The organism is Chryseosolibacter histidinae, from assembly GCF_018598225.1.
Lineage (GTDB): Bacteria > Bacteroidota > Bacteroidia > Cytophagales > Cyclobacteriaceae > Chryseosolibacter > Chryseosolibacter histidini.
In genome coordinates, this window is sequence record NZ_JAHESF010000015.1 from 127,985 (window position 1) to 151,072 (window position 23,088).

Annotated in this window: 17 protein-coding genes; 7 read left to right on the forward strand and 10 right to left on the reverse strand. The window is 51.6% G+C overall.

The window, feature by feature from the left end; genetic code table 11:
• Positions 1–28 precede the first annotated feature (28 nt).
• The 3 genes from KK083_RS16670 (at position 29) to KK083_RS16680 (ending at position 4,316) form a co-directional block, all read left to right on the forward strand.
• Positions 29–976, forward strand: a complete 948-nt coding sequence (locus KK083_RS16670) for an RraA family protein (protein ID WP_254164796.1) — start codon at positions 29–31, stop codon at positions 974–976.
• 21 nt (positions 977–997) lie between these two features.
• Positions 998–2,275: a mandelate racemase/muconate lactonizing enzyme family protein gene (locus tag KK083_RS16675; protein ID WP_254164798.1), complete on the forward strand. Its 1,278-nt coding sequence runs from the start codon at positions 998–1,000 to the stop codon at positions 2,273–2,275.
• 265 nt (positions 2,276–2,540) lie between these two features.
• The gene (locus KK083_RS16680) at positions 2,541–4,316 is read left to right on the forward strand and encodes a carbamoyltransferase family protein (RefSeq protein ID WP_254164800.1); all 1,776 of its coding nucleotides are present in this window, start codon (positions 2,541–2,543) and stop codon (positions 4,314–4,316) included.
• Here the strand turns inward: KK083_RS16680 and KK083_RS16685 are convergent.
• Positions 4,309–5,388 carry a glycosyltransferase family 9 protein gene (locus KK083_RS16685; protein ID WP_254164802.1) on the reverse strand — a complete coding sequence of 360 codons (1,080 nt, stop codon included), beginning with the start codon at positions 5,386–5,388 and terminating at the stop codon, positions 4,309–4,311. The two genes, KK083_RS16680 and KK083_RS16685, sit on opposite strands and share 8 nt — an antisense overlap.
• Positions 5,389–5,416: 28 nt before the next feature.
• Here KK083_RS16685 and KK083_RS16690 point away from each other — a divergent pair, with 28 nt between their 5' ends.
• Complete coding sequence (locus KK083_RS16690) at positions 5,417–6,394, forward strand: glycosyltransferase family 2 protein (protein ID WP_254164804.1); 978 nt, start codon at positions 5,417–5,419, stop codon at positions 6,392–6,394.
• 189 nt (positions 6,395–6,583) lie between these two features.
• Here KK083_RS16690 and KK083_RS16695 read toward each other — a convergent pair whose 3' ends face one another.
• From KK083_RS16695 to KK083_RS16715, 5 genes are read right to left on the reverse strand one after another with little or no spacing between them, the layout of a single operon-like run.
• Positions 6,584–7,714 (reverse strand): glycosyltransferase family 9 protein, encoded by a 1,131-nt coding sequence (locus KK083_RS16695; RefSeq protein ID WP_254164806.1) that lies wholly within the window; start codon positions 7,712–7,714, stop codon positions 6,584–6,586.
• Complete coding sequence (gene rfaE2, locus KK083_RS16700; RefSeq protein ID WP_254164814.1) at positions 7,711–9,216, reverse strand: D-glycero-beta-D-manno-heptose 1-phosphate adenylyltransferase; 1,506 nt, start codon at positions 9,214–9,216, stop codon at positions 7,711–7,713. The genes KK083_RS16695 and rfaE2 overlap by 4 nt, the downstream gene beginning before the upstream one ends.
• A complete protein-coding gene (locus tag KK083_RS16705; protein ID WP_254164816.1) occupies positions 9,209–9,775 on the reverse strand; it encodes a D-glycero-alpha-D-manno-heptose-1,7-bisphosphate 7-phosphatase in 567 nt (188 codons plus the stop codon). The genes rfaE2 and KK083_RS16705 overlap by 8 nt, the downstream gene beginning before the upstream one ends.
• On the reverse strand, positions 9,772–11,694 hold the full coding sequence (locus KK083_RS16710; protein ID WP_254164818.1) for a glycosyltransferase: 1,923 nt from the start codon (positions 11,692–11,694) through the stop codon (positions 9,772–9,774). The genes KK083_RS16705 and KK083_RS16710 overlap by 4 nt, the downstream gene beginning before the upstream one ends.
• 1 nt (position 11,695) lies before the next feature.
• Positions 11,696–12,700 (reverse strand): glycosyltransferase, encoded by a 1,005-nt coding sequence (locus tag KK083_RS16715; RefSeq protein ID WP_254164820.1) that lies wholly within the window; start codon positions 12,698–12,700, stop codon positions 11,696–11,698.
• Positions 12,701–13,013: 313 nt separating this feature from the next.
• On the opposite strand from KK083_RS16715, the gene KK083_RS16720 reads away from it, so the two are divergent.
• A complete protein-coding gene (locus tag KK083_RS16720) occupies positions 13,014–14,831 on the forward strand; it encodes an ABC transporter ATP-binding protein (protein ID WP_254164822.1) in 1,818 nt (605 codons plus the stop codon).
• A gap of 112 nt (positions 14,832–14,943) precedes the next feature.
• Here KK083_RS16720 and KK083_RS16725 read toward each other — a convergent pair whose 3' ends face one another.
• The 3 genes from KK083_RS16725 to KK083_RS16735 all read right to left on the reverse strand — a co-directional run bounded on the left by KK083_RS16725 (position 14,944) and on the right by KK083_RS16735 (position 19,824).
• On the reverse strand, positions 14,944–15,723 hold the full coding sequence (locus KK083_RS16725) for a polyprenol monophosphomannose synthase (RefSeq protein WP_254164824.1): 780 nt from the start codon (positions 15,721–15,723) through the stop codon (positions 14,944–14,946).
• 250 nt (positions 15,724–15,973) lie between these two features.
• A complete protein-coding gene (fusA2, locus tag KK083_RS16730; protein WP_254164826.1) occupies positions 15,974–18,100 on the reverse strand; it encodes an elongation factor G2 in 2,127 nt (708 codons plus the stop codon).
• A gap of 317 nt (positions 18,101–18,417) precedes the next feature.
• Complete coding sequence (locus KK083_RS16735; protein WP_254164827.1) at positions 18,418–19,824, reverse strand: type III PLP-dependent enzyme domain-containing protein; 1,407 nt, start codon at positions 19,822–19,824, stop codon at positions 18,418–18,420.
• A 377-nt stretch (positions 19,825–20,201) separates the two neighbouring features.
• Between KK083_RS16735 and KK083_RS16740 the strand changes: the two genes are divergently transcribed.
• Positions 20,202–21,164, forward strand: a complete 963-nt coding sequence (locus tag KK083_RS16740) for an arginase (protein WP_254164829.1) — start codon at positions 20,202–20,204, stop codon at positions 21,162–21,164.
• A 67-nt stretch (positions 21,165–21,231) separates the two neighbouring features.
• Here the strand turns inward: KK083_RS16740 and KK083_RS16745 are convergent, their stop codons facing one another.
• Positions 21,232–21,837 carry an SRPBCC family protein gene (locus tag KK083_RS16745; protein ID WP_254164831.1) on the reverse strand — a complete coding sequence of 202 codons (606 nt, stop codon included), beginning with the start codon at positions 21,835–21,837 and terminating at the stop codon, positions 21,232–21,234.
• Positions 21,838–22,000: 163 nt separating this feature from the next.
• On the opposite strand from KK083_RS16745, the gene KK083_RS16750 reads away from it, so the two are divergent.
• On the forward strand, positions 22,001–22,978 hold the full coding sequence (locus KK083_RS16750) for a deoxyhypusine synthase family protein (RefSeq protein ID WP_254164833.1): 978 nt from the start codon (positions 22,001–22,003) through the stop codon (positions 22,976–22,978).
• The last annotated feature ends 110 nt before the right edge of the window (positions 22,979–23,088 follow it).

Sequence of the window (23,088 nt, forward strand, 5' to 3'; positions counted from 1 at the left end):
TGTTCTGTTTGTCAACTGTCAACTAATTATGATACATAGGTACACACTGATCACGACCGTTCTTCTCCTCTGCGGTCACATGCTCTCCGGTCAGCAGATCTCGAAGGAAGAGCTGCTGTTCCTTACCCCCGAATGGAAGGGTGAACGTTTTGCCGATGGACGCCCGAAGGTGCCTGACGCCATACTCAACCGCATGAAGCTTGTAACGCTGGAAGAAGCGTGGGCTGTGCTGAAAGGAGATAATTACAAACACCAATATGATGACGGATGGATGATGATCAATCCTGACAGTGTGCTTGTAGGCCGCGCTGTTACCGCCATCTTTGTTCCCGGCCGCCCTGATATTCACCGGGTGATCGATGACAAGGGCCACACCAAAGACAAACGGGTAAAATCACAGAACTCGTGGACCATTGACATGCTGGTGAAACGCGACGTGTATGTCGTTGACCAGTTCGGCGCGCACGAAGACGGTCCTACCATCGGCGATAACCTTGGCAACTCCATCTACACCAAAACGGGGAACGGCATTGTATACGATGGCGCCATCCGCGATATCAACGGCCTGAAAGAGATCGGATCGTTCACTTCGTTTTTCAGAACCTATCATCCGTCACATCACCTCAATAATCCAGACGGAGAGCTGAACACCACGTTGGTGGGAATCAACAAACCCACACGCATCGGCAAAGCTACCGTGATGCCCGGCGATGTGGTGCTGGGGCGCGATGGGGGCGTGATCTTCATTCCGCCTCACCTGGCAGAAAAAGTTGTCAAGACCTCGGAGGTAGTGCGGTTGCGGGATATGTTCGGTCACCAGCGACTCCGTGAGCAGATGTACACCCCGGGCCAGATCGACTCCCGGTGGTCTGATGAGATCGAAAAAGACTTTTCAAAATGGCTCAATGATCACATCAACGAGCTTCCTGTTCCCAAAGAGCAGATCCAGGAGCTGCTGAAAACGCGTACGTGGTAAACTTTAAAAACATCTTAGCTTATGGCCAACTCTAATTCAAGACGCAAGTTTTTTAAAAATGCCCTTTCAGCGGGGGCCCTGGCACCGCTCGCCGTGTATGGCCAGGGATTTGAAACAGCCATCAATAACGCACCGAAGGCATCGGCCCCGGCGGACCTGAAGATCACCAACATCAAATGTGGTTACATCCGCGGCGGTCACAGCCTCTTTGTGAAAATATATACCAACCAGGATGTCTGGGGATGTGGCGAGGGTGTGGACGCAACACCGGGCACGTATCATCTTGTAAAACTTTTCGAAGCACGACTCAAAGGCAAAAGCCCTCTCAATGTTCACAGGCTGTTTGAAGACATCCGGCGTGGCGGATTTTTCGAGGGCGCCCAATCGGGTATGTATGTGGCGGTGCTTTCGGCAGTAGAGTCTGCGTTGTGGGACCTCGCCGGCAAAGCGCTTGGCCTGCCCGTATACCAGCTGCTGGGCGGAAAGTTTCGCGACAGGATCCGTGTGTATTGTGATACGGCGTTGTACCAAAGCAATCTGCCCACACCCAAAGATTTTGCAGACAGTGCGCTGAAGGCGAAGAACATGGGATTCAATGCGATCAAATTTGACCTCGATCAGTTCAACGACCCGAATAAATACGATCCGTATAACTGGACAGCCAGCCCTGCCGAGCTTCAACGCATGGTAGACCAGGTGGCGGCAGCGCGTCAGGCGGTGGGACCGAACATCGATATCTGCATCGACATGCACGGAAGGTACGATGCCGTTACAGCGCAGCAGATCGCCAAACGACTGGAACCCATGAACCTGATGTGGCTGGAGGAGCCGATCCCCGCGGAAAATGTAGAAGCTTATAAATCGATCACCGACTCTACCAGCACACCGATTTGCGCCGGAGAAAATCTTTACCTCGCGCACGGCTTCAGGAGACTGCTGGAGATGAGCGCTGTCGACATCATCATGCCCGACCTGCAAAAAGCAGGTGGGTTGGGAGAGGGGCAACGCATCGCCAACCTCGCCAATCTTTACTACGTGCCGTTCGCGCCGCACATGGTAGCTTCCTATCTCGGCGCCATGGCCTCCTGTCACGTATGCGCTTCTGTTCCAAATTTCCTCATACTCGAGTGGCAGATCTATTTTCATGACAACCCCATGTTCAAGGAAATTGTGAAGTTCGATGGTCCCATGGTGGAGAACGGTTTTATCAAGCTCTCCGAAAAACCAGGCGTGGGTGTCGAAATCAATGAGGAAGGGATGCGAAGGTATGCAACACCCGGGATGCCGTTCTTCGAGTAGTGTGAATATCCGGTGGCCTTTTTCAATTTTAATAGAACCGTCATCCAGAGCGATGATTGTGTGATGGGCTGTGCGAGCGAAGGATCCCCTGTTATATACTGCGTACTTAGCACTTGCATCTGCGCTATGCGTTCGTTCGTTGCCGCAAGGAGATCCTTCACTCCCGCCAGCCATTGCGCTTCCCCGTTCAGGATGACGGATTGAGAAACCGTTCATGGAACAATTTTTTAGCCCAGTCTCAGCTTTAACCTAAGACTTAACAACTATGTACATACTGGGCATCAATGCGGCATTTCACGATTCATCTGCGGCTTTATTAAAAGACGGTGTGCTGCTGGCGGCGGCGGAAGAAGAACGCTTTACACACTTTAAACACGGTAAAAGGCCGATACCTTTTTCAACGTACGAGCTGCCGTTTCATGCCATCGATTATTGTTTGCGTGTAGCCGGCATTCACCTGAACGATGTAGATCATATCGCTTATTCTTTTAATCCTTACCTGCTGCTGGGAGAAGCCTACGAGCAATCTGACGTGATCACGCTGCCGTTGCGGCCGTCGCTGTCAAGGGCTATGCAGGAAGAAGTTGTCACGCTTCCGCTAAGCGCAGAAACAAGCCGTGAAATGGATCAGTGGATGTCGCCATGGGACCCTTTGTTCCTGTCTTCCATTGTGAACGCACCGGGGCAGCTGGCAGACGGTTGGCCACACCACCTTCAGCCTCGCTTCATCGGCAGCAACAAAGTTGAAGAGCGGTGGCATTTTGTCGATCACCACCTGAGTCATGCCGCCAGCGCATTCCACGCATCGCCTTATACCCGCGCTGCCGTGATGACCATTGATGGCCGGGGCGAAAAAGCAACCACCGCTTATTACCAGGGCGAAGCCAATGACCTGGTGCAGCTTGGACAGGTGGATATGCCGCACTCGCTTGGTTTGTTGTATGAACGGGTGACCACGCACCTCGGATTCCTCCATTCTTCCGATGAATATAAAGTGATGGCGCTGGCATCGTATGGCAAGCCGCAATTTGTGAAGGAATTTCAGTCGATGATCTATGTTTACAAGGACGGCACCTACACCATTGATGATACCGATCTTTCATCGCTGTTCGGCCCGCAACGAAAAAAAGGTGACGATTTTACAAAACATCATTTCAATATTGCGCATTCCCTGCAAAAAGTGCTGCAGGATACTGTACTCCAGCTGGCGGAATGGCTGCACGGCCAGACCGGTGACAGTAATTTGTGCATGGCCGGTGGTGTTGCGCTCAACTGTGTGATGAACGCTTACCTGCGCGATCATGGTCCTTTTAAAAACATCTGGGTGCAGCCGGCAGCCGGCGATGCAGGCACCGCGTTGGGCGCAGCGCTTTGGATCGATGCAACGGAGCGACTGGTGAACGGCCGGAGCTTTAGGATGGATCACGCCTACTGGGGTCCGGAGTATGCTGATCACGAGATTGAAAAATTCCTGCAGTGGACGAAAACACCTTACCGGAAATTGAATAATGTTGCGGCGGAGACTGCGAAGATCCTGGCGGAAGATAAGATCATCGGATGGTATCAGGGGCGTATGGAGTTCGGCCCCCGTGCGTTGGGCAGCAGGTCCATTCTCGCTTCTCCCATCAATGCTACCATGCAGGCCAGGCTCAATGAAGTAAAGGACCGTGAGGACTTCAGGCCTGTGGCGCCGGTGGTGCTTGAAGAAGATGCTGCAGAATGGTTTGAGGGCGCTTCCTATTCACCTTTTATGTTGTTTGTTTATCCCGTCAGGCCGGACAAGGCAGACCGCATCCCTGCCGTGAGGCACGTGGATGGCACCGCCCGCATCCAGACGGTAAATCAAAAACAACATCCCCTGTACCATCAGCTACTGACAGAATTTAAAAAGCTCACGGGTGTTCCGGTGTTAGTGAACACATCATTCAATACACTTGGTAAACCCATTGTTTGTTCACCACGTGATGCCATCGAATGTTTCTGGAGCTCACCGTTCGATGCGCTTGTCATCGGCTCATTTCTGATCGAGAAAACTAGGTGATGGTCCCTGCATAAGCTTTCATCTGCTCCTGCGCACGCCGGATCACCAGCTCAGGATCGGCAGCTTGTTCAAATGGGATAACGTGGTGCAGGGAGATATCCAGGGGTGCCCACCTTTGCATGTTGGAGAAGGGTGAAAAGATCACCACGCTTGGCACACGCAAGGCTGCCGCGATGTGAGAAACGCCGGTATCATTGCTGATGAGAAGCCTGCTGTGGCCGATGATGGAGGCCAGATCGCCCAGGCTCACATGATCGAGCTGGGCGATGGTGTTGATCACGGGCGCGTGCATGTGAGCGGCCGTCTCTTCCAGCAACGATCTTTCGTCTTCCGATCCTGTGAGCACAATCTTGTAACCTTTGCGGGCCAGATGGTCGCCTGCGAGCGCAAAGTTTTTCGCGGGCCATCTCCGCCTTGGGTCACGGGCCCCGGGATGAATGCAGATGTATTTTCCGGGAAGCTCCAATTTGCTGCTGATCTCTCGGAAGTGAACAATTTCTTCTTCCAGGATCGGAAACTCGAGAAAGGTTCCCTGTCGTGGAATATTCAGGACATCGGTAAGTTTCAGAAACCGCAGTACTTCATGCTCATCGTCGCCGGATATGGGAAACAGATTTTCGTCGGGGGCGTATTCATCGGGTCTTCGGAGGCCGGTGACTTTTTTCGCGCCCCAGAGCATACACATCGTGTTGGTGATGGCGCCGTTTCCCTGCATCTGGAGCACGAGGTCATAGTGCTGATCTTGCATATGGTTTAGAAATGCAACCACTTTTTTAGGATCGAAGGATTGTTCTGGAAGCCCGGGCCATCCGGGGAACTCGATAAAGTGATCGAAATAATGATGGAACCTGTTCACAAAATTCCGTTGCCACGGCAGGCCGATCAACGTGAGCGATGCGTGAGGCAATGCAGCCTTCAGCGCCCTGATGGCCGGAATGATGCACAGCATGTCTCCCAGCTGCAAAGCCCTGAACACGGCTACTTTTTGAATTTTTTCTGCTTCCATATCAATCAATGTACACTCCGGTTTGTTAATAATAGTGCCAGGCAGGAGGGCATAAAATTTTTTCATGTATGGCTGGTCAAGACAAATTTGAGCAATGAAGATTTCTGTGGTCATACCTACTTATCAGCGCCCCCAGCTTTTACTGCGGTGTGTGGAAGCGCTTGCGCATCAGACCTTTCCCCAAGATGAATATGAGATCATTGTTGTAAGCGATGGACCTGATGAGGCAACAAAGGCGGCCCTGCATAAAGTTATTCCCGGCATTGCCATCGTGATCAGGTACTATTACCTTCCAAAAAAGAAGGGTCCTGCCGCAGCCCGCAACTACGGCTGGAGGATGGCGCGCAGCAACAGACTCATTGCTTTTACGGATGACGATTGTATCCCCGATCCCAAATGGCTGCTTGCTTTTTGGAACGCTTTCCTGCGTTCACCGGGAAACAAATCGGCCTTTACCGGGAAGACCGTTGTACCGATCCCCGCAGTGCCAACAGATTATGAGCGCAACATCGCGCAATTGGAGAAAGCGGAGTTCATAACGGCAAACTGTGCCTGTACCCGGGCTGCGCTGGAAAAGGTTGACGGCTTTGACGAGCAGTTTACCATGGCCTGGCGCGAAGACAGCGACCTCCAGTTTAAATTCCTGGAGCACCGTGTACCGATCATCAGCGTCAAGAATGCCGTGGTCACTCATCCCGTAAGAAAGGCGCCCTGGGGCGTGAGCATCAAAGACGAGAAGAAAGGTGTGTTCAATGCCCTGTTGTTCAAAAAATTTCCCGAGCTCTACAAAAAAAGGATCCAGCCCGCGCCACCATGGCGTTATTATATGACCCTTGTTTTTATTTTTTCATTCCTGATCGCAGTGTTGACCGGCACCTCCTGGCTCATGCTTGTATCCTTCGCCGGCTGGGCTGCATTCACAGGTTGGTTCATCGCCAGGCGGCTTGCCCACACCTCGCACTCCATCAACCATATTCTTGAAATGACCGTCACGTCAGCAGTGATCCCCGTGCTCTCCATTTATTACCGGATCTACGGTTCATTGAAATTCAAATCACCCTTGCTACCGTAATTCGCCGTTGTTGATGTGCGTTGGTGTGCCGTTGTTCTTGCGCCCTTGTTGGTGTTCTTCACCAACAAGCTGAGCCGTTGTTGGTGTGCCGTTGTTGGTGTTCTTCACCAACAACCACCCGGTCTCTTTATGCCTCTTGATGGTGTCCTACCAACAAGCTAAACCAACAACCACCAGTCATCTTAATAACTACGGATGCTGCTCCTGCTGACGGGTACCTGCGAGCTCAGGAATCCGTGAATCATTCACATCGGTGAGCAGCTCATAAGCAGCTTGAACTATTTCATCGGGCGACGGAAGCGGCAATGGTCCTTTGCAGCATACATTGTTAGCAAAACGCAGGATCTCGTTCCTGCTTTGTAAATGAGGCGCCACGGTAAATGGCAGGATCTTTCCCGTTGCCCTCCAGGGCGTGTGCTGGGGGTTGGTCATGGCATAGAGCACCACCACCTTGGTTTGGGTGGCTGCGGCAAGGTGGGCAGTGACCGTGTTAACTGTGATGACCAGTGGTGCCTGGTTAACCGCCATCACAAATTCGTCCAGGGTGAAAAGGCCTCCACAAGAGAAGGCTCCTTTGCCAATAGCCGTTGCGATGTTTTTGGTGAGCACCATCTCGTCGGCCGAGCCTGTGATGATCACCTGGTGCCGTAACGCATCCACGATCTTTTTGCCAGCCTCCACCCAAAGGCTCGCCGGGTATTTTCGTTTTTCTTCTGAGACGCCCGGATGCAGGATCAGCCAGGGTTTGTTGATATCCACACCGGCTGCCGAAAGTTTTTGTTGCACAAAGTGCCAACTGTGGTGGGGCAGGCTGATCTCCAGCATATCGTTCTTCACGGAGGCGCCGATGTTGCTCACCAGCGCAAGATCACGTTTCACCTGGTGGCGCATAAAAGAATAGGGCTCCTGTTCAGGTACCCAGTAGGTGAGCAGCTTGTATGGGTTCTCACGGCAGTAGGCCAGCCGTCGTGGAATATCTGCAAGCCAGGTAAGCATGGCCGCCGGCAACGGGTTCTGGCTGAACACGGTAAAGATCACTGCGCCATCGAAACCTTTGCTCCTGAGCAGGTTCACCATGTTGAAGAACGTTTCGCCTGTGGGCTCGAAGTCGGATTTCACCCAGGAGACATCGCATGGTATCACCTCGTCTATGGAAGGGATCATCCTGGCGATGTTCTTCGCCATAGACGACGTGAGCACGGTGATCCTGCACTTGAGTGATTCTTTTAAGGCCCTGATGGCAGGTTCGCTCATCATCAGGTCGCCCATGTTGTCGAGGCGTACACATAAAAGATTCCTGCAGACAGTCCAGTCGTTCATGAGTTAGCCATGGTAAGGGTGGGCGCACTGGCGGTGGTAGTGCTGATGCGCCGGATGATCGCGGTGGTTGATTGATCCGGGATCTGGGGTATAAAAACAATCTCTCCTCCGTTCTCCTCCACCGCGGCAGCTTCCGGAAGTTTGTCTTTCGTGTAGTCACCGCCCTTCACGAAAACATTGGGACGCACAACTTTAATGACCGGCACGGGTGTGTCATCGTGCGCATCGCCAAAAGGAATGATATGATCGATGGTACTTAATCCGGAGAGTACCTGGATGCGATCAGCCAGGGCGTTGATCGGCCTGCTCTCGCCCTTTAACCTTTTGATGCTCTCGTCTGTATTGATGCCTACCACAAGCACATCGCCGAGCTCACGCGCACAGTGCAGGTAGGTCACGTGTCCGCTGTGAAGAATGTCGAAACATCCGTTGGTGAACACGATCCGCTTGCCTTGTGCCCGGTAGTTTTCGCACAACGACCCCAGGTCGGCCAGCGAATGAATAAATTTAGCTTTCCCGTAGAACCAGTTTTTAAGCTCCGCGGCAGCGCATGAAGAGGTCGACTCCTTGCTCACGGCAATAGCGGCAGCGGCAGAAGCGATCTCTGCGCTGTGCGGAATGTCACCACCCGAAGCGTACGCCAGCGTGATGGCACTGAGAAACGTATCACCCGCTCCTGCAACCTGTGGCGATGCTACGGCCGGCGCATGTGCATGATAAACACTTTCTCCGTTCTCAAAGAAAAGCGATCCATCGTGGTCCAGCGTGGCCGCGATAAGTTTCGCCTGCGTTTTCGCTGTTAGTCTTTCTCCTTCCGCCATCAGCTGCTCCACCCGCGCTGTTGACCTGCTTTCAAGATCCAGTAATTTAACTGCCTCGTCGTAATTCGGTTTTATGAGGTCGGGCTGGAGACTTGCAAAGAAGGGCAAACGTTTCGAGTCTACGGCCAGAAAGACCGGATGCTGCTCCCGCAACCTGTTGATGGCTTCGAGCAACGGCGCGGTGATCACACCCTTGTCGTAATCAGAGATGATCACGGCATCGTATTGATGAAAGTTTGATTCGATGTGCGCAATCAGCTGCAGCACCGTTCCATGATCGATAGGTGTCTGGGTTCCGCAGTCGAAACGGGTGATCACATGCGACCCCGCAACCACACGGGTTTTTACAACGGTGTCTCTGTTAGGATGCCTGATAATGGTACGCGCCTGCACGCCGATGTTGTTCAGTAGCCGAAGGGCTGTATCACCTTCGGCATCGTTTCCTGTCACGGTGCAATAGGTTACTGAAGCGCCCAAGGTTCTGAGGTTGCACACGGTGTTAGCCGATCCGCCCAGCAGCGGGATTTTTTCGGCAACATCCACAATGGCGACCGGGGCTTCCGGTGATAGACGTGTGCTGGCGCCTTTGAGATATACATCGAGAATGAGGTCGCCAATCACAAGCACGTGCTTCTGGTGAAAACGGTCGATCAGGTCGTGATATGTACTGTTGTCATGCATGGGCGTTCTGTTCTAGTATAATGGATACCGCTTGCCGGATGTTCTTTACCACTTCCGTGGGATGACGATCTGCTCCTGGCTGCCATTCTGTTTCGTTTCCGTTGTCGATGAGAATGGTGCTGCAGCCCGCTTTGTTACCGGCCTCCACATCGTGAAGGATATCGCCTATCATCCACGACCGTGAAAGATCGATGTCGAATTGTGTTGCTGCCTTCATGAGCATACCTGGCTTCGGCTTGCGGCACTCGCAGCTCACGGCATACCGCTTCACCGTGCCCTGGGGATGGTGGGGACAGAAAAATGCGCCGTCGAGCTGAACACCGTCTTTCTTCAGCTCGTCCTGGAGCTTTTCCTGAACGGCGGTGAGCGCTTCTTCACTGAAATAGCCATGCGCAACCCCCGATTGATTGGAAACCAGGATGAGCAGGTAACCCTGATCCTTCAGTTGCCTTAAACCACAAGCTGCACCCTCCTGCAGGCGGATCAGCGACGGATCTACATTGTAGGGCACGTCATGGATGAGTGTGCCATCCTTATCGATGAAAACAGCTTTATTCATAACCGTGCGTACATGATCTTGTCTTTTTCAGTGGTCTTTCCATTGCCATTACCGTTCCCGTTGGTGTAATGGTGGTGCTGGACAGGCACTGCCTGGCGGGTGTTTCCGAATAGTTTTATCTCCACGAGGTGACACAACGTATGCAATATGTGGAGGTGAAGCTCCTGGATGCGTTGTGTACTGTCTGAAGGCACCACCAGGTTCACCTGCGCATAAGAAGACATTTCGCCGCCGCCTTTGCCGCTCAGCGCAATGCAGGTCATTTCCTTGTCAAGTGCCACCTTCATGGCGTTGATAACGTTCACGGACTGTCCGCTGGTGCTGAAGCAGAAGAGGATGTCGCCTTTCTGTCCCAGCGCTTCTACCTGTCTTGCAAAAATATCTTCGTAGCCGATGTCGTTAGACCATGCCGTTAGCACAGAAGTGTCTGTGGTGAGCGAAATGGCGGGAAGCGCTTTTCGCTCGGGGATCTCGAATCTTCCCACGAGCTCTGCGGTCAGGTGCTGACTTTCTGCCGCGCTGCCGCCGTTGCCGCAAACCAGTACCTTCTTACCTCGTTTGAAACATTGTGTGAGCAGCACAGAAGCTTCAAGGATGCTTTGGACCAGTGCATTTTTGCTTTCTTGAAAAGCATTGACGGCATGGTCGAAGGCACCTTCAATGAAGACCACTGCATCTTCTTCGTGATCCTTGTCGAGGATGCGTTCATAGACGGCAGCCATTTGCTGCGATACCTTCGCCCAGGTGAAATGTAAGTTCACCCGTTTGATGGCATTCTCTCCCATTTTTTTTCGCAGGGCCGGATCGTGAAGCAGCTCGTAAAGTTTTACAGCGAGACAATCAGGATCGTTCGGAGGCACCAGGTATCCCGTCTTTCCGTCCTCTACACTATATTTTATGCCGCCAACATTCGAGCCGATCACCGGCGTTCCGCAGGCCATGGCTTCGAGTGGTGTGATGCCGAAAGGTTCGTACCAGGGTGTAGTGACAAAAACATCGGCAGCAGCATAATAGTATTTCAGAATGTCCCTGCTTTTACGGCCGGCGAAGCTCACACTCTCTTCCACACCTTCTTCCGCAGCAATGGCCTGCAGCCTTGCGATCTCCGGATTGCTAACGGGATCGACATCATCGGTCTCACCGCCTACCACGATCAGCCTTACAGGTACCGACACTTTTTTGATCCTCGCCAGCGCACGGATCACGTTATCGACTCCTTTGCGGGGTACCATGCGGCCCAGCTGAAGAATGATATGCTCGTCGCTTTTGATGTTCAGCACCATACGTGCCAGGAACTGATCGATGGGATAGAACTCCTGCGTGTTGAACCCGCACGGGATCACCGTGATCTTATCTACAGGAGCATTATAGTATTGAATGAGGTCTTCCTTGTCTTGCGGACATTCCGCAATGATCCGGTCTGCTTCAGCCACCACTCTCTTTTCAATATCGATACGGGTAGCTGGGAACTTGTCACGCTCGCCCTGAAAGATCTTTCTGATGCTGCCCAGCGCATGGAAGGTGACTACAAACGGGATCCCTAACATCTGTTTGATCTCTGCCGCTACAAGGGCAGACATAAAAAAGTTTGCATGGATCAGCCGGTAGTGCACGGCCTCCCTGTTCATGAACGCCAGCATGTTGGCGGTGAACTCCGGCATATAGGGCAATAGTTTTTCCTTTTCAAGTTGAGCAGCAGGGCCTGCGTTGATATGAATGATCCGCACGTCGCTGGTCCACGAAACAATTTCGGGTAGCTGCGCATTGTCACGGCGGGTGAATATATCTACCTGGTAACCTGTTGCTGCCAGGTGCCGCGCCAGCTCACCGACGTAGACGTTCTGGCCGCCGCTATCAACTCCTCCCAGTGCCGCCAGTGGTGAAGCGTGCTCGCTGATAAATGCTATTCTCCTTTTCATATCAATGCACTGCCATTTCGTTTATGTTTTCACTCCGCGATGTTACGCGCCTGTCGCCGATCACACGGGTGAAGAGCTGCATCCAGTCGCGGTTGAATCGATCAATGTTGAATCTTTCTATTGCTGTTTTTCTTCCTTCAGCGCCGAGGTGTGCAGCGAGCTTTTTGTCTTTCAGAAGCTCACGCATGCGGCCGATGAGGTAATCGATGTCGGTGTGCAGTATTCCCGAATGCCCATCCCTGATCACCGTCACCATCTCTGTGGTAGCCAGCCCTACTACGGGAACACCCGCCATCATCGCCTCCAGTACGGCCAGTCCAAGGCTCGTATATCGGATAGGATTGAAAAAAAATCTGTAACGACTAATGAAATCAGGAAGCTTAGGATGTAATATTTCACCTAATCCTCCTAATTTCTCGGTATCCATCCCTATAAGGTCGAGCGGTACGTGCTCCCTTGCCTGCAGGAAGATGTCGAGCCCTAATCTTCGCCCGCGTTCATTAAGATTGTTGATCACCACGATGCCGCGTTCGAGTTCTCCGGTATACGTTGCCGTGGGCATTGTAATGCCATGGTCAATAACAACAGCAGGCGTGCGGCCGTTGTCCCACATCAGCTTGTTGAAATGTGTCACGTGCACCAGTGTTACATCCGGGTCGTCTATAATGTGCCGTGTATCGGTGGGCACTTGCTGCGGCGGATCGTGTTCAAGGTAGATCGCCGGAAGGGAAAGCTGGCTGTCCGACAGGATCTCAAATCGATCAACAGTATAATTTTTTGGTGTCTGGTAGAGCAGGCAATCGAATGAAATATTCCTGACCTCCGCCGCAGGCACCTCGTGAACATTATCGCCGAAAGGAAAGGTGGTGCCGCGCCCTATATAGCCCGTCGTCTTCTTATCGTTTACCGGAACAAAGATCTCGAACGGTCCTTGCGAGAGGTAGTACAAATAACTTCCGTGAATATGCCAGGTGAAGATCCTGATGTGATTTTTGTCATCCCTCATGGTTACGTGTTAAATTTCGATAGACACTAAAATTTTAGAACCATCTGCTGAAAGCGTTACCTTGAAGTAGCCCCGCCTCAATAATCCTTGTCGCTTACAAGCACTTATGTCGAAATAGTTCCACAGAAGCGCTTCGTGCTAACGGGCGGCCTGCAGGCATCTTGCACGTTCGCTAGAGATACTTTTGAAGCGCACAAATTATTGCCGCATGTAAGAATCGTTTTCATTTAGAACTTCTTTTACAATTTGCAATGGGGGAATTTTGTGTTGTGATTCTGTGAACACCAACCCATTCTTAATCACACAACAAACAATGCGAAACCCTTATTTATCACTACTGCGTACCGCGTGGAAGTACGCGCGCGAGGAGAAACGACGCTTTGTGCTGATCTACACCATGTTTGTGATCGCCAACGTGATCGTGGCCATGAACCCTTTATTTTACGGATGGTTCATCAACGAGCTGCAACAGCACGGCACTGCTGTGCTGAACACGGGATGGATATACGTGGCAGGCTTCCTTGGCCTGCGCCTGCTTGAATGGATGTTTCACGGTCCCGCACGCGTGATGGAACGGCAGTTAGCCTTCAACGTTGGGCGCAATTTTCTCGACGTACTCTATCATAAGGTGTTACACCTGCCTGTTAAATGGCACCAGGAACATCACAGTGGCTCCACGATCAGCCGGCTTCGCAAAGCGCATGAAGCACTCCGTGATTTTTTTCAGCACGGGTTTATCTACCTGTACTCGTTCGGTAAGTTCATTTTTTCGTTTGCCGCCATGTTGTACTTCTCACCGCTGTTCGGTGCTATCGGCGTAGTGCTCGGTGTCATTACTATATGGATCATTGTGCAGTTCGATAAACCTTTTATCAGGTCGTTGCGTGAAGTGAACGAGCGTGAGCATGAAGTGTCGTCAACGTTGTTCGACAGCCTTTCCAACATCCTCACGGTGATCACCTTGCGGCTGGAGAAGCGGATCCAGGCCGGCTTCATGAAAAAGATCGGTGACGTGTTCCCTCCCTTCAAGAAGAATGTCACCATCAACGAGCTCAAATGGTTCACAGCCCAGATGTTGGTGGGAGTCATTTACGCCATCACAACCATCGGTTATATTTATCAGCATTATACACCCGGAGAAACTTTTATGATCGGCGGCCTGGTCATCCTTCTCGGATACGTGAACCAGTTCACCAGCGTTTTCAACGACATCGCCTCACACTACACGCAGATCGTGAAATATGACACCGATGTTCAGAACGCACGCGAGCTTGAAAAAGCTTATGATGAGAAACAGGTGAAGGAAGCTGGCGCGGTGCTGCCTTCACAGTGGAGCAGCATCGATATCGAAGGACTTAATTTCAGCAGAAACAACCCCTCAGACCAGCGCAAATCCGGTGGTATTCACGACCTGAGTATGCGCATCAGCAAAGGTCAGCGCATCGCACTGATCGGCGAAAGCGGAAGTGGAAAGAGCACGTTGCTGGCATTGCTCCGCGGTCTGCACGACGCCACACCCGGCACAGATGTAAAAGCAGACGAAACGAGAATCGACCTCGAAAGCATCAGGTCTGCCGTAACACTTTTCCCGCAGGAACCTGAGATCTTCGAAAACACGGTGATGTACAACATCACACTCGGGCTACCGTTCACCGAAGAAGAAGTAATGCAGGTATGCGAGGCTGCGCAGTTCACCGATGTGATCAAGCGACTGCCCCAGGGCCTTCACACACTCATTCAGGAGAAAGGCGTGAATCTTTCCGGCGGACAGAAACAGCGCCTGGCCCTTGCCCGTGGTATTCTCGCCGCAAGGCAGAGCAGCATCGTGCTCATGGACGAGCCCACCAGCAGCATCGATCCTCGAACGGAGAAAAAGATCTACCACAGCCTCTTCGAAACATTCAACGACAAGGCCGTGATCTCTTCCCTGCACAGGCTTCACCTGCTTACCGATTTCGACTATATCTACATCATGCGTGAAGGTGTGGTGATCGATGAAGGCAGCTTCGAAGACCTGAGCCGCTACAGCCTTGTATTCATGGAGATGTGGAACCACCAGGCCGCTGCCCAGAAAGCGGATACCCAGCCAGTTGCGCCAGAAGATTACCCGCCGCTGAACGTGGCGTTGTAAGAGTCCACGGTCCGCAGTCGACAGTCCACGGCAGTTCGGTGTAAAAGTTAAGATAGGGTAAAAGTTGAACCAACGCAGCCCTGCTGTGGACCGTCGACTGTGGACTATACTATTACGCTGCCTCCGAAAACTTCTCTACAGGCTTATAAGTGTTGGGGATGTACTTCTTGAACCAGCTGAGCACGGTCATCTGCAATACACCAAAGAAGGCTTCTTTGAAGATGCCGGCAGACATTTTGGATTCACCGCGGGTGCGGTCTGTGAAGATAATGGGGACTTCGCCGAGTTTGAAACCGTATTTCCAGGCGAGGAATTTCATTTCGATCTGGAAAGCGTAGCCTACGAATTTGATGTGATCCAATGGAATGGTTTCCAGCACTTCGCGGCGGTAGCAAACAAAACCAGCCGTTGTATCGCGTATAGGCATGCTGGTGATCAGTCTCACATAGCTGCTGGCAAAATATGACAGTAGTACACGGCCGATGGGCCAGTTTACAACGTTCACGCCAGTGGCATACCGCGATCCGATAGAAAGGTCGATGCGTTGCTCGGCACAGGCGCGGTAAAGGTTCACAAGATCTTTGGGATCGTGCGAAAAATCCGCATCCATTTCCAGGATGTAATCATAACCTTTGGCAACGGCCCAGCGGAAACCAGCTATATAAGCGGTACCCAATCCCTGTTTTCCGGGGCGTTTCATCAGGTGAAGCCTTGTTTCCGAACCATTATAATAGGCCTGCAACTCTTCAACGATGGCAGCTGTGCCATCAGGAGAATTATCGTCGACAATTAAAACGTGGAAAGCCTTTGGAAGCCCAAAAACGGCCTCGATGATAGCACGGATGTTCTCGCGCTCCTTATACGTTGGTATGATTACAATGGCATTGGTCATCGATATGGGCTCTTGAGGTATAACAAATCTATTAAAAGAATGATTTTATACAACGGTTTTCGGATGACCGGGGTGCTTTTTCGACATACAAACTTTTTTTCTTATTCATTTGGCGAATATCATCGACCAAATGCCTGATGAATGGTATTAGCTGTGTGCGTGTGCGATCAATATTTTTGTGTGCACACCCGCTTTGAGGCGGGCTCGGTAAGAAAAAAGGCTGTCCCTTGTTCGACAGCCCTGGTTGTTTCTAAACCGCTTCAACTTCGTGCGAGGCCTTGGCGATCTCCTGCTGCACTTCAAACGGCACCGGCGAGAATTCCGAAAACCGTTGTGTGAAGCTGGCGCGGCCTTGCGTTAGCGAACGCAGCGTGGTAGAATACCGGTCCAGCGCTGCCAGCGGCGCCCGCGCTTTGATCACCTGATAATGATCTTTGCTGTCCATACCGATGATCAGCGCCCGGCGGGTCTGCAGATCACCCATCACTTCGCCCATCACTTCTTCCGGAAGCATTACTTCAAGCTCATAGATCGGTTCGAGCAGCTGCGGTTCTGCCCTCAGGAACGCGTCTTTGAACGCCATCATTCCGGCAATTTTGAATGAAATGTCGTTTGAATCGACGGGGTGCATTTTGCCATCGAACACGCACACACGCACATCGCGCACATACGAGCCTGTGATGGGGCCTTCTTCCATTTTTTCCATCACTCCTTTCAGAATGGAAGGAATGAACCGTGCGTCGATCACACCCCCCACGATGCAATTGTAGAATGCAAGCTTTCCGCCCCAGGGCAGGTCGATGAACTCCTTACCCCTCACGTTGTACTCCGCCGGCTCCGGCATACCGTCGTACCAAGGCTCTATCTTCATGTGCACTTCACCGAACTGGCCGGCACCGCCCGACTGTTTTTTATGGCGATAGCTCGCTACCGAAGGTTTTCGTATCGTTTCCCGATAGGAGATGCGTGGAGGCTCGAAGGTTATATGAAGCTTGTAGACATTTTCAAGATACCATTTGCATACAGCGAGGTGCAGCTCTCCCTGTGCGGAGATGATCAGCTGCTTGAGCTCCTTTGAGTATTCCACTTCAACGGTGGGATCTTCCTGGTGGATCTTGCCAAGCACTTCGCCGATCTTCTCATCGTCGCCTTTGGTCTGCGCAACGATGGCTGTGCGGATCCTCGGAGCCGGAAATTCGATGGGCTGGATGGTCACATCATATCCTTTGGCATGAAGGGTCTGGTTGGTAAAAGTATCCTTCAGCTTCAGCGTGGCGCCGATATCGCCGGTCACAAGCTTGTCTACGGGGGTGCGGTTCTTGCCATCCATAATAAAGAGCTGGTGGATCTTTTCCACGGCGCCGGTCTGGCTGTTCACAACTTCAGAGCCGGTTGTGATCTCGCCCGAGATCACCTTGAAGAATGAAAGTTTGCCGAGGTTGGGCTCGAGGTGCGATTTAAAAACGAACAATACTGTTGGCTTCGTGGGGTCAAGTGGCAGGGGAGTTCCGTCTGTGGTGAGTTCAGGTTTGGCTTCCAGTGGGGTAGGGGCTACGTTGTCGATAAATCCCATCATCCGGCCGCTGCCCATGTTCTTTTTGGCCGACATGCAGAATACGGGAAACACATCGTGGTTGATCATGCCGAGCTTCAGGCCTTCGCGCATTTCATCTTCGTCCAGGGTGCCTTTTTCAAAATATTTTTCCATCAGCCGCTCATCGTTCTCCGCCGCTTTTTCCACGAGCTCGTTGTGCAGCTTTTCTGCTTTCTCTTTCTCCGATTCCGGGATGTCGAGCTTTTTAGGTTTGCCGCCATCCACAGGAAATTTGTACATCACCATTTTCAGCAGGTCGATAATGGCGTTGAAGCCCTCGCCCTGGTTGATGGGATATTGCATCTGCGTTACAGCGCCTCCGAATTTTGTTTTCAGTGCGCCGAGAGCGGCATCGAAATCTGCTTTGGGATGATCTACCTGGTTGATGGCGAAGATCGTGGGCTTGCTGAACCGGTCGATGTAATTCCAGATCAGCGATGTACCCACCTCAACACCATGCTGTGCGTTGACCACCATCACGCAGGTGTCGGCAACCCGTACCGAAGAAACGATCTCCCCGATGAAGTCGTCAAATCCGGGCGTGTCGATGATGTTGATCTTGTAATCCTTCCATTCCGTGTGCAGGGCAGTGGCAAAAACGGAATTACCACGCTCGTGCTCGATCTCGTGGTAATCCGATACAGTGCTCTTGGCTTCAATGGTACCTCTCCGGTGTACAATACCGGCTTCGAAAATCATGTCTTCGGCCAGCAACGTCTTGCCGGCCTTGGGCGCACCCAACAGAACCACGTTCTTGATGTGCTTTTCATCATAGACTTTCATAAGGATAATAGTTTAAGGTTATGCCCTTGCCTGCGTCCACACAGGCATGGAATGTCCAGGGAAAGTAGAAGATTCCTTCGCTTAATGAACCCTGTAGGCATTTCATAGGCGAGCAGTTAATTAAAACAGTGAAGGAATAGTGAGGAAAGTGAATGTAAGCAAAAATGAGGATAAAACGAAGCCCGGAAGCAGAGCAATGGTTACGGCCGCTTCGGTAAAAGAAGGTGATCAGGTACGAAATACGTAAACGGAGTTTTTGATCGAAGGACCACCCTTCTGACTCCTGGCTCCTTACTTCTGGCTTCTAGCTTGTACTCCTACTTTTTTGGGGTTTCATACCCCAGCACCCTCAACATGCTCTCGCTGGTTTGTTCGGGTGCGAAAAGTTTTGTGGTGATCTCGCCATCTTCATTGCGGTCGATGAGCACGTGCTTCGGTGCCGGAACCAGGCAGTGCTGAATGCCACCATAGCCACCCAGTGATTCCTGGTAGGCACCCGTATGGAAAAATCCGATGTACAGCGGCTCCTCGTCGTTGATCATGGGAAGGAACACTTCACCTGTATGCGCTTCGGAGTTGTAGTAGTCCATGCTGTCGCACGTAAGGCCGCCCATGTTCACTTTGTGGTAGGGGTCGTCCCATTTGTTGATGGCCAGCAGGATATATTTTTGGTTCAGTCCCCAGGCGTCGGGCAGGTGGGTGATGAACGAACCGTCTATCATGTACCAGAGCTCTTTGTCGTTCTGCAGCTTCTGATCGATCACTTTATAAAGCACCGCGCCGCTCTCGCCAACGGTATAGCTGCCGAACTCTGTGAAGATGTTGGGCACGGGAACGTTGTTCTTATCACAGATCCACTTGATGTTCTCCACGATCTGCTCGATCATGTATTTGTAGTCATAGTGGAATGTGAGCGAAGTTTTGATGGGGAAGCCGCCGCCGATATCGATGGAGTCGAGCGTGGGGCAGATCTTCTTCAGCTCGCAGTATTTGAAAATGAAGCGGCTCAGCTCGCTCCAGTAGTAAGCAGTATCCTTGATGCCCGTGTTAATGAAGAAGTGCAGCATCTTCAGCGACGCTTTCGGGCTGTTCTCGATCTTGTCGCGATAGAAGTTGGTAATGTCGCTGTAGCGGATCCCCAGGCGCGAGGTGTAAAATTCGAACTTGGGTTCTTCATCGGCCGCTACACGGATACCTACCTGGTAAGAGCCGTTGACGTTCTTCTCATACTCGTCGATCTCACCCATCTTGTCGAGTATGGGCATACAGTTGTGAAAGCCGTCGTTCAGAAGCTCGGCGATGTATTGGGTATACAGCGGCATTTTAAAGCCGTTGCAGAGAATGTAAGTGTCTTTGGTGATCCGGCCACGCTCGTACAGGGAGCGCACGATCGGAATATCGTACGATGAAGACGTTTCGATGTGTACGTCGGTATTTTTCAGCGCTTCTTCCAGCACGAATGAAAAGTGAGACGACTTGGTGCAGTAACAATAGGTGTACTTGCCCTTGTATTTGAACCGCTCCATGGCATTGTTGAAAGTAGCCTGTACGAAGCGGATGTTCTCGCTGATGCGGGGGAGGTAAGTGAGCTTTAAAGGTGTACCGTATTCTTTGATGATATCGTTGAGCGGAACGTCGTTAAAAAGCAGCTCGTGTTCACGTACTTTAAACTCTTTTTGGGGGAATTCGAAGGTTTGTTCAATCAGCTCCCGGTAGCTCTTCATGTAGCGCGTTAATCGTTAATATGTTAGCCTCGTTTCGGAAATCGTAATTACCTCACTATCAATCCATTAATCCCCACGATTAACCTTTTGGAGCCGGTCTTGCGGCAGCCCGGGATTGTGAATAAACGATTCCAAGAGAGGTGCAATATTGGGATAAATTTGCCATCTTTGCAATACACTTGCAGAACGTATGGTGAATCGTTTTTCGCGCTCAGTTTTACCTGTCGAACCACCCGATTTCTAACGGGGAGGTTGCAGGAATTTTTTAGCCGATTCACCATCATTCCCAAAACCCATTAAATTTTTTACCTGAATACCTGTACCTTTTTGCAATGCCTGTCGCTTGACGGGTTGTTTTACACAGAACATTTTAGATTATGAAAGAGATTAAGATCATAGAAGTCAAGTCCGAGATCGGCGCCGGAACCCGCGGAGCAAGCCTTGGTGTTGAAGCCATGAAGATCGCGAGCCTTGACCTGAATTCAGATTTTTTCAAGCAATACGATTCTATTGAAGTAGAGAACGTTAACGAGCTGTTGTTCGACGGCGCAAAACACTCCTACGCCAAATTCATCGATGGCGTGCTCATCATGGAAGAGCGGGTATGCCTCGAAGTTTACGAGCAGCTTTTCGACGAGTTTTTCCCCATCATCATGGCCGGCGACCACAGCACCGCCTATGGTACCATTGCAGGCATCAAGAAGGCACACCCCAAGATCAGGCTGGGTGTGATCTGGATCGATGCACATGCCGATTTTCATACGCCCTTCACCACCCCTTCCGGAAACATGCACGGCATGGCGGTAGCGATGGCCTGCGGACTCGATAACCTTGAGTGTAAGGTGAACGATCCGCGCGGAGAAACACTCGACTATTGGGAGCAGATCAAGGATGTGGGTATACCCGGTCCCAAGATCTATCCTGAAGACATTGTTTACATCGCTGTGCGCGATCTCGAAAAACCCGAGAACTACCTCATCAATAAATACAACATCAACTTTATTGAAACGGAAGATGTCAAGAAGATCGGCCCTGCCAAAATCGCCGAGAAGGCGCTGCAGATGCTGGACCACTGCGACCTGATCTACGTTTCGTTCGATGTTGACAGCATGGACTCAAGGATCTCCACCGGTACGGGAACTCCTGTGCCCAACGGACTCACGGTAGACGAAGCCAAGGAGCTCAATGCAGCGCTGGCCAAAAATCCGAAAGTGTGCGCGTGGGAGATCGTGGAAGTGAACCCTACCCTCGACACAGAGAACAGGATGGCCGAAAGCGCTTTCGAGATCGTTGAAGCTACCGCGAAGGCTGTCGTGGGAAGACCCGTGCTCGCTGAGTAACACGGTTTATAATTTCATTTACGGTTTGGGATCTGTGCTAACTTGAAACCTTAAACCTGAAATTTCTCTATTCTTCCTCGAGGATACTGATGTACGACTTGATGGTGCTCATCAGGTTGGCCCTGATCACCGGGTCTGTGAAGATGCGCGGAATGCTGCTGGGCATCGACAGGATCCTGTAGGTGATGCGAACATCTTTCTCCCGTTTCTCAAACAGCCAGCTCCCCGCGAGACTCATGCGGTAGGCGTCGTCATCCACCGGTGCATACTTGTCGTTGACCACACTTTCGAAGGTCATGAACAGGCGTTGCCCCGGCACTTTCTCCGTGATCTTGTATACGAGAAAATGATCCTGGTCGCTCACGGGCCAGGGTATGTCATGGTAAGAGTACTCGTACCAGGTAGTATCGGTCTGCGGGTAGACCTTGAATTTTTCCACGTGGTCCTGCCACTCCTTGATCTTCGCCTCGTTCTTCACCAGGGCCAGTGCCTCATCGATGGAGGCACGTACGAAGAACACACCTTTTACTTCCCGGGCTTCCACGGGCGGATTGGTCTTGGGAAAAGAGATCCAGCGCTCGTACACGAAGATGTTGTCTTTTTCTTTAACCAGCTTGAATCCCTCGTCCCCGGCTTTTTCTGCCTGGGCGTGCAACAAGTACGGAATTATCATCGCAAACAGGACCAACAATGAAGCCTTCAGCCAATTCATGAGCATGCGAAAAACTGGAAGGTAACTAAAAAATACCGTACCCAACCCTTCATGTTAAGTTCTTGAGGGTTTAAGACAGATTTATTGCATAAATCCTTAATTTCGCGGCAAATAGAATCAGAAAATGAGCCAAAACAGACCGATTTCCTCCTTCATCGAAAAGCACTATCTCCATTTCAATGCCGCTGCCCTGGTAGATGCAGCCAAGGGGTATAAGAAACACCTCGCCGAAGGCAAAAAAATGATGATCACCCTGGCCGGTGCCATGAGTACAGGTGAGCTGGGCATCTCGTTGGCAGAGATGATCCGCCAGGACAAAGTACAGATCATATCATGTACGGGAGCCAACCTGGAAGAGGATATCATGAACCTGGTGGCCCACGATTACTATAAGCGCATTCCGAACTACCGCGACCTTACGCCGGAGCAGGAGTGGGACCTGCTTTCGAAAGGTATGAACCGCGTTACCGATACGTGTATTCCCGAAGAAGAAGCTTTCAGAAGATTACAGAAACATATTTACGAGCTGTGGAAAGACGCTAACGATAAAGGTGAGCGTTACCTGCCCCATGAGTTCATGTACAAGATGCTGAACAGCGGTGTGCTGAAACAGTACTACCAGATCGACCCGAAGAACTCCTGGATGATCGCGGCAGCGGAGAAGAACCTGCCGATCGTTGTGCCCGGATGGGAGGACTCCACCATGGGTAACATCTTCGCTTCGTATTGTGTTACCGGCGAGCTGAAGCCCACAACCGTAAAAGGCGGCATCGAGTACATGACGTTCCTGGCAGACTGGTACACCCAGAATGCCGGCGAGCATGGCATCGGCTTCTTCCAGATCGGTGGTGGCATCGCAGGCGATTTCCCGATTTGTGTGGTGCCCATGCTTCACCAGGACCTCGAGCGCGATGGCGTTCCGTTCTGGAGCTACTTCTGCCAGATCAGCGACTCTACAACCAGCTACGGATCGTATTCCGGCGCTGTGCCCAACGAAAAGATCACCTGGGGCAAGCTGAGCATCGACACACCGAAGTTCATCATCGAGTCGGATGCCACGATCGTAGCACCGCTGATGTTCGCATACGTGCTTGAGTGGTAGAATCAGTTGCCAGTTGCCGGTTTCCGGATGGCCAGTTGAGGCGGAGTAACTTATCACATGCTGTATTCCTGATCCTGGATGTGGAACAGTAAGGAGTCGTTAACACCGAA

Coding starts and splice junctions, on each gene's coding strand:
- KK083_RS16695 (WP_254164806.1), bottom strand. CDS start 7,714: ATGAACGACTGGACTGTCTGCAGGAATCTTTTATGTGTACGCCTCGAC.
- KK083_RS16745 (WP_254164831.1), bottom strand. CDS start 21,837: ATGATAATTCCGTACTTGTTGCACGCCCAGGCAGAAAAAGCCGGGGAC.
- KK083_RS16735 (WP_254164827.1), bottom strand. CDS start 19,824: ATGAAGAGCTACCGGGAGCTGATTGAACAAACCTTCGAATTCCCCCAA.
- KK083_RS16685 (WP_254164802.1), bottom strand. CDS start 5,388: ATGAAAAAATTTTATGCCCTCCTGCCTGGCACTATTATTAACAAACCG.
- KK083_RS16675 (WP_254164798.1), top strand. CDS start 998: ATGGCCAACTCTAATTCAAGACGCAAGTTTTTTAAAAATGCCCTTTCA.
- KK083_RS16690 (WP_254164804.1), top strand. CDS start 5,417: ATGAAGATTTCTGTGGTCATACCTACTTATCAGCGCCCCCAGCTTTTA.
- KK083_RS16740 (WP_254164829.1), top strand. CDS start 20,202: ATGAAAGAGATTAAGATCATAGAAGTCAAGTCCGAGATCGGCGCCGGA.
- KK083_RS16710 (WP_254164818.1), bottom strand. CDS start 11,694: ATGAAAAGGAGAATAGCATTTATCAGCGAGCACGCTTCACCACTGGCG.
- KK083_RS16670 (WP_254164796.1), top strand. CDS start 29: ATGATACATAGGTACACACTGATCACGACCGTTCTTCTCCTCTGCGGT.
- rfaE2 (WP_254164814.1), bottom strand. CDS start 9,216: ATGCATGACAACAGTACATATCACGACCTGATCGACCGTTTTCACCAG.
- KK083_RS16720 (WP_254164822.1), top strand. CDS start 13,014: ATGCGAAACCCTTATTTATCACTACTGCGTACCGCGTGGAAGTACGCG.
- KK083_RS16680 (WP_254164800.1), top strand. CDS start 2,541: ATGTACATACTGGGCATCAATGCGGCATTTCACGATTCATCTGCGGCT.
- KK083_RS16750 (WP_254164833.1), top strand. CDS start 22,001: ATGAGCCAAAACAGACCGATTTCCTCCTTCATCGAAAAGCACTATCTC.
- KK083_RS16705 (WP_254164816.1), bottom strand. CDS start 9,775: ATGAATAAAGCTGTTTTCATCGATAAGGATGGCACACTCATCCATGAC.
- KK083_RS16715 (WP_254164820.1), bottom strand. CDS start 12,700: ATGAGGGATGACAAAAATCACATCAGGATCTTCACCTGGCATATTCAC.
- KK083_RS16725 (WP_254164824.1), bottom strand. CDS start 15,723: ATGACCAATGCCATTGTAATCATACCAACGTATAAGGAGCGCGAGAAC.
- fusA2 (WP_254164826.1), bottom strand. CDS start 18,100: ATGAAAGTCTATGATGAAAAGCACATCAAGAACGTGGTTCTGTTGGGT.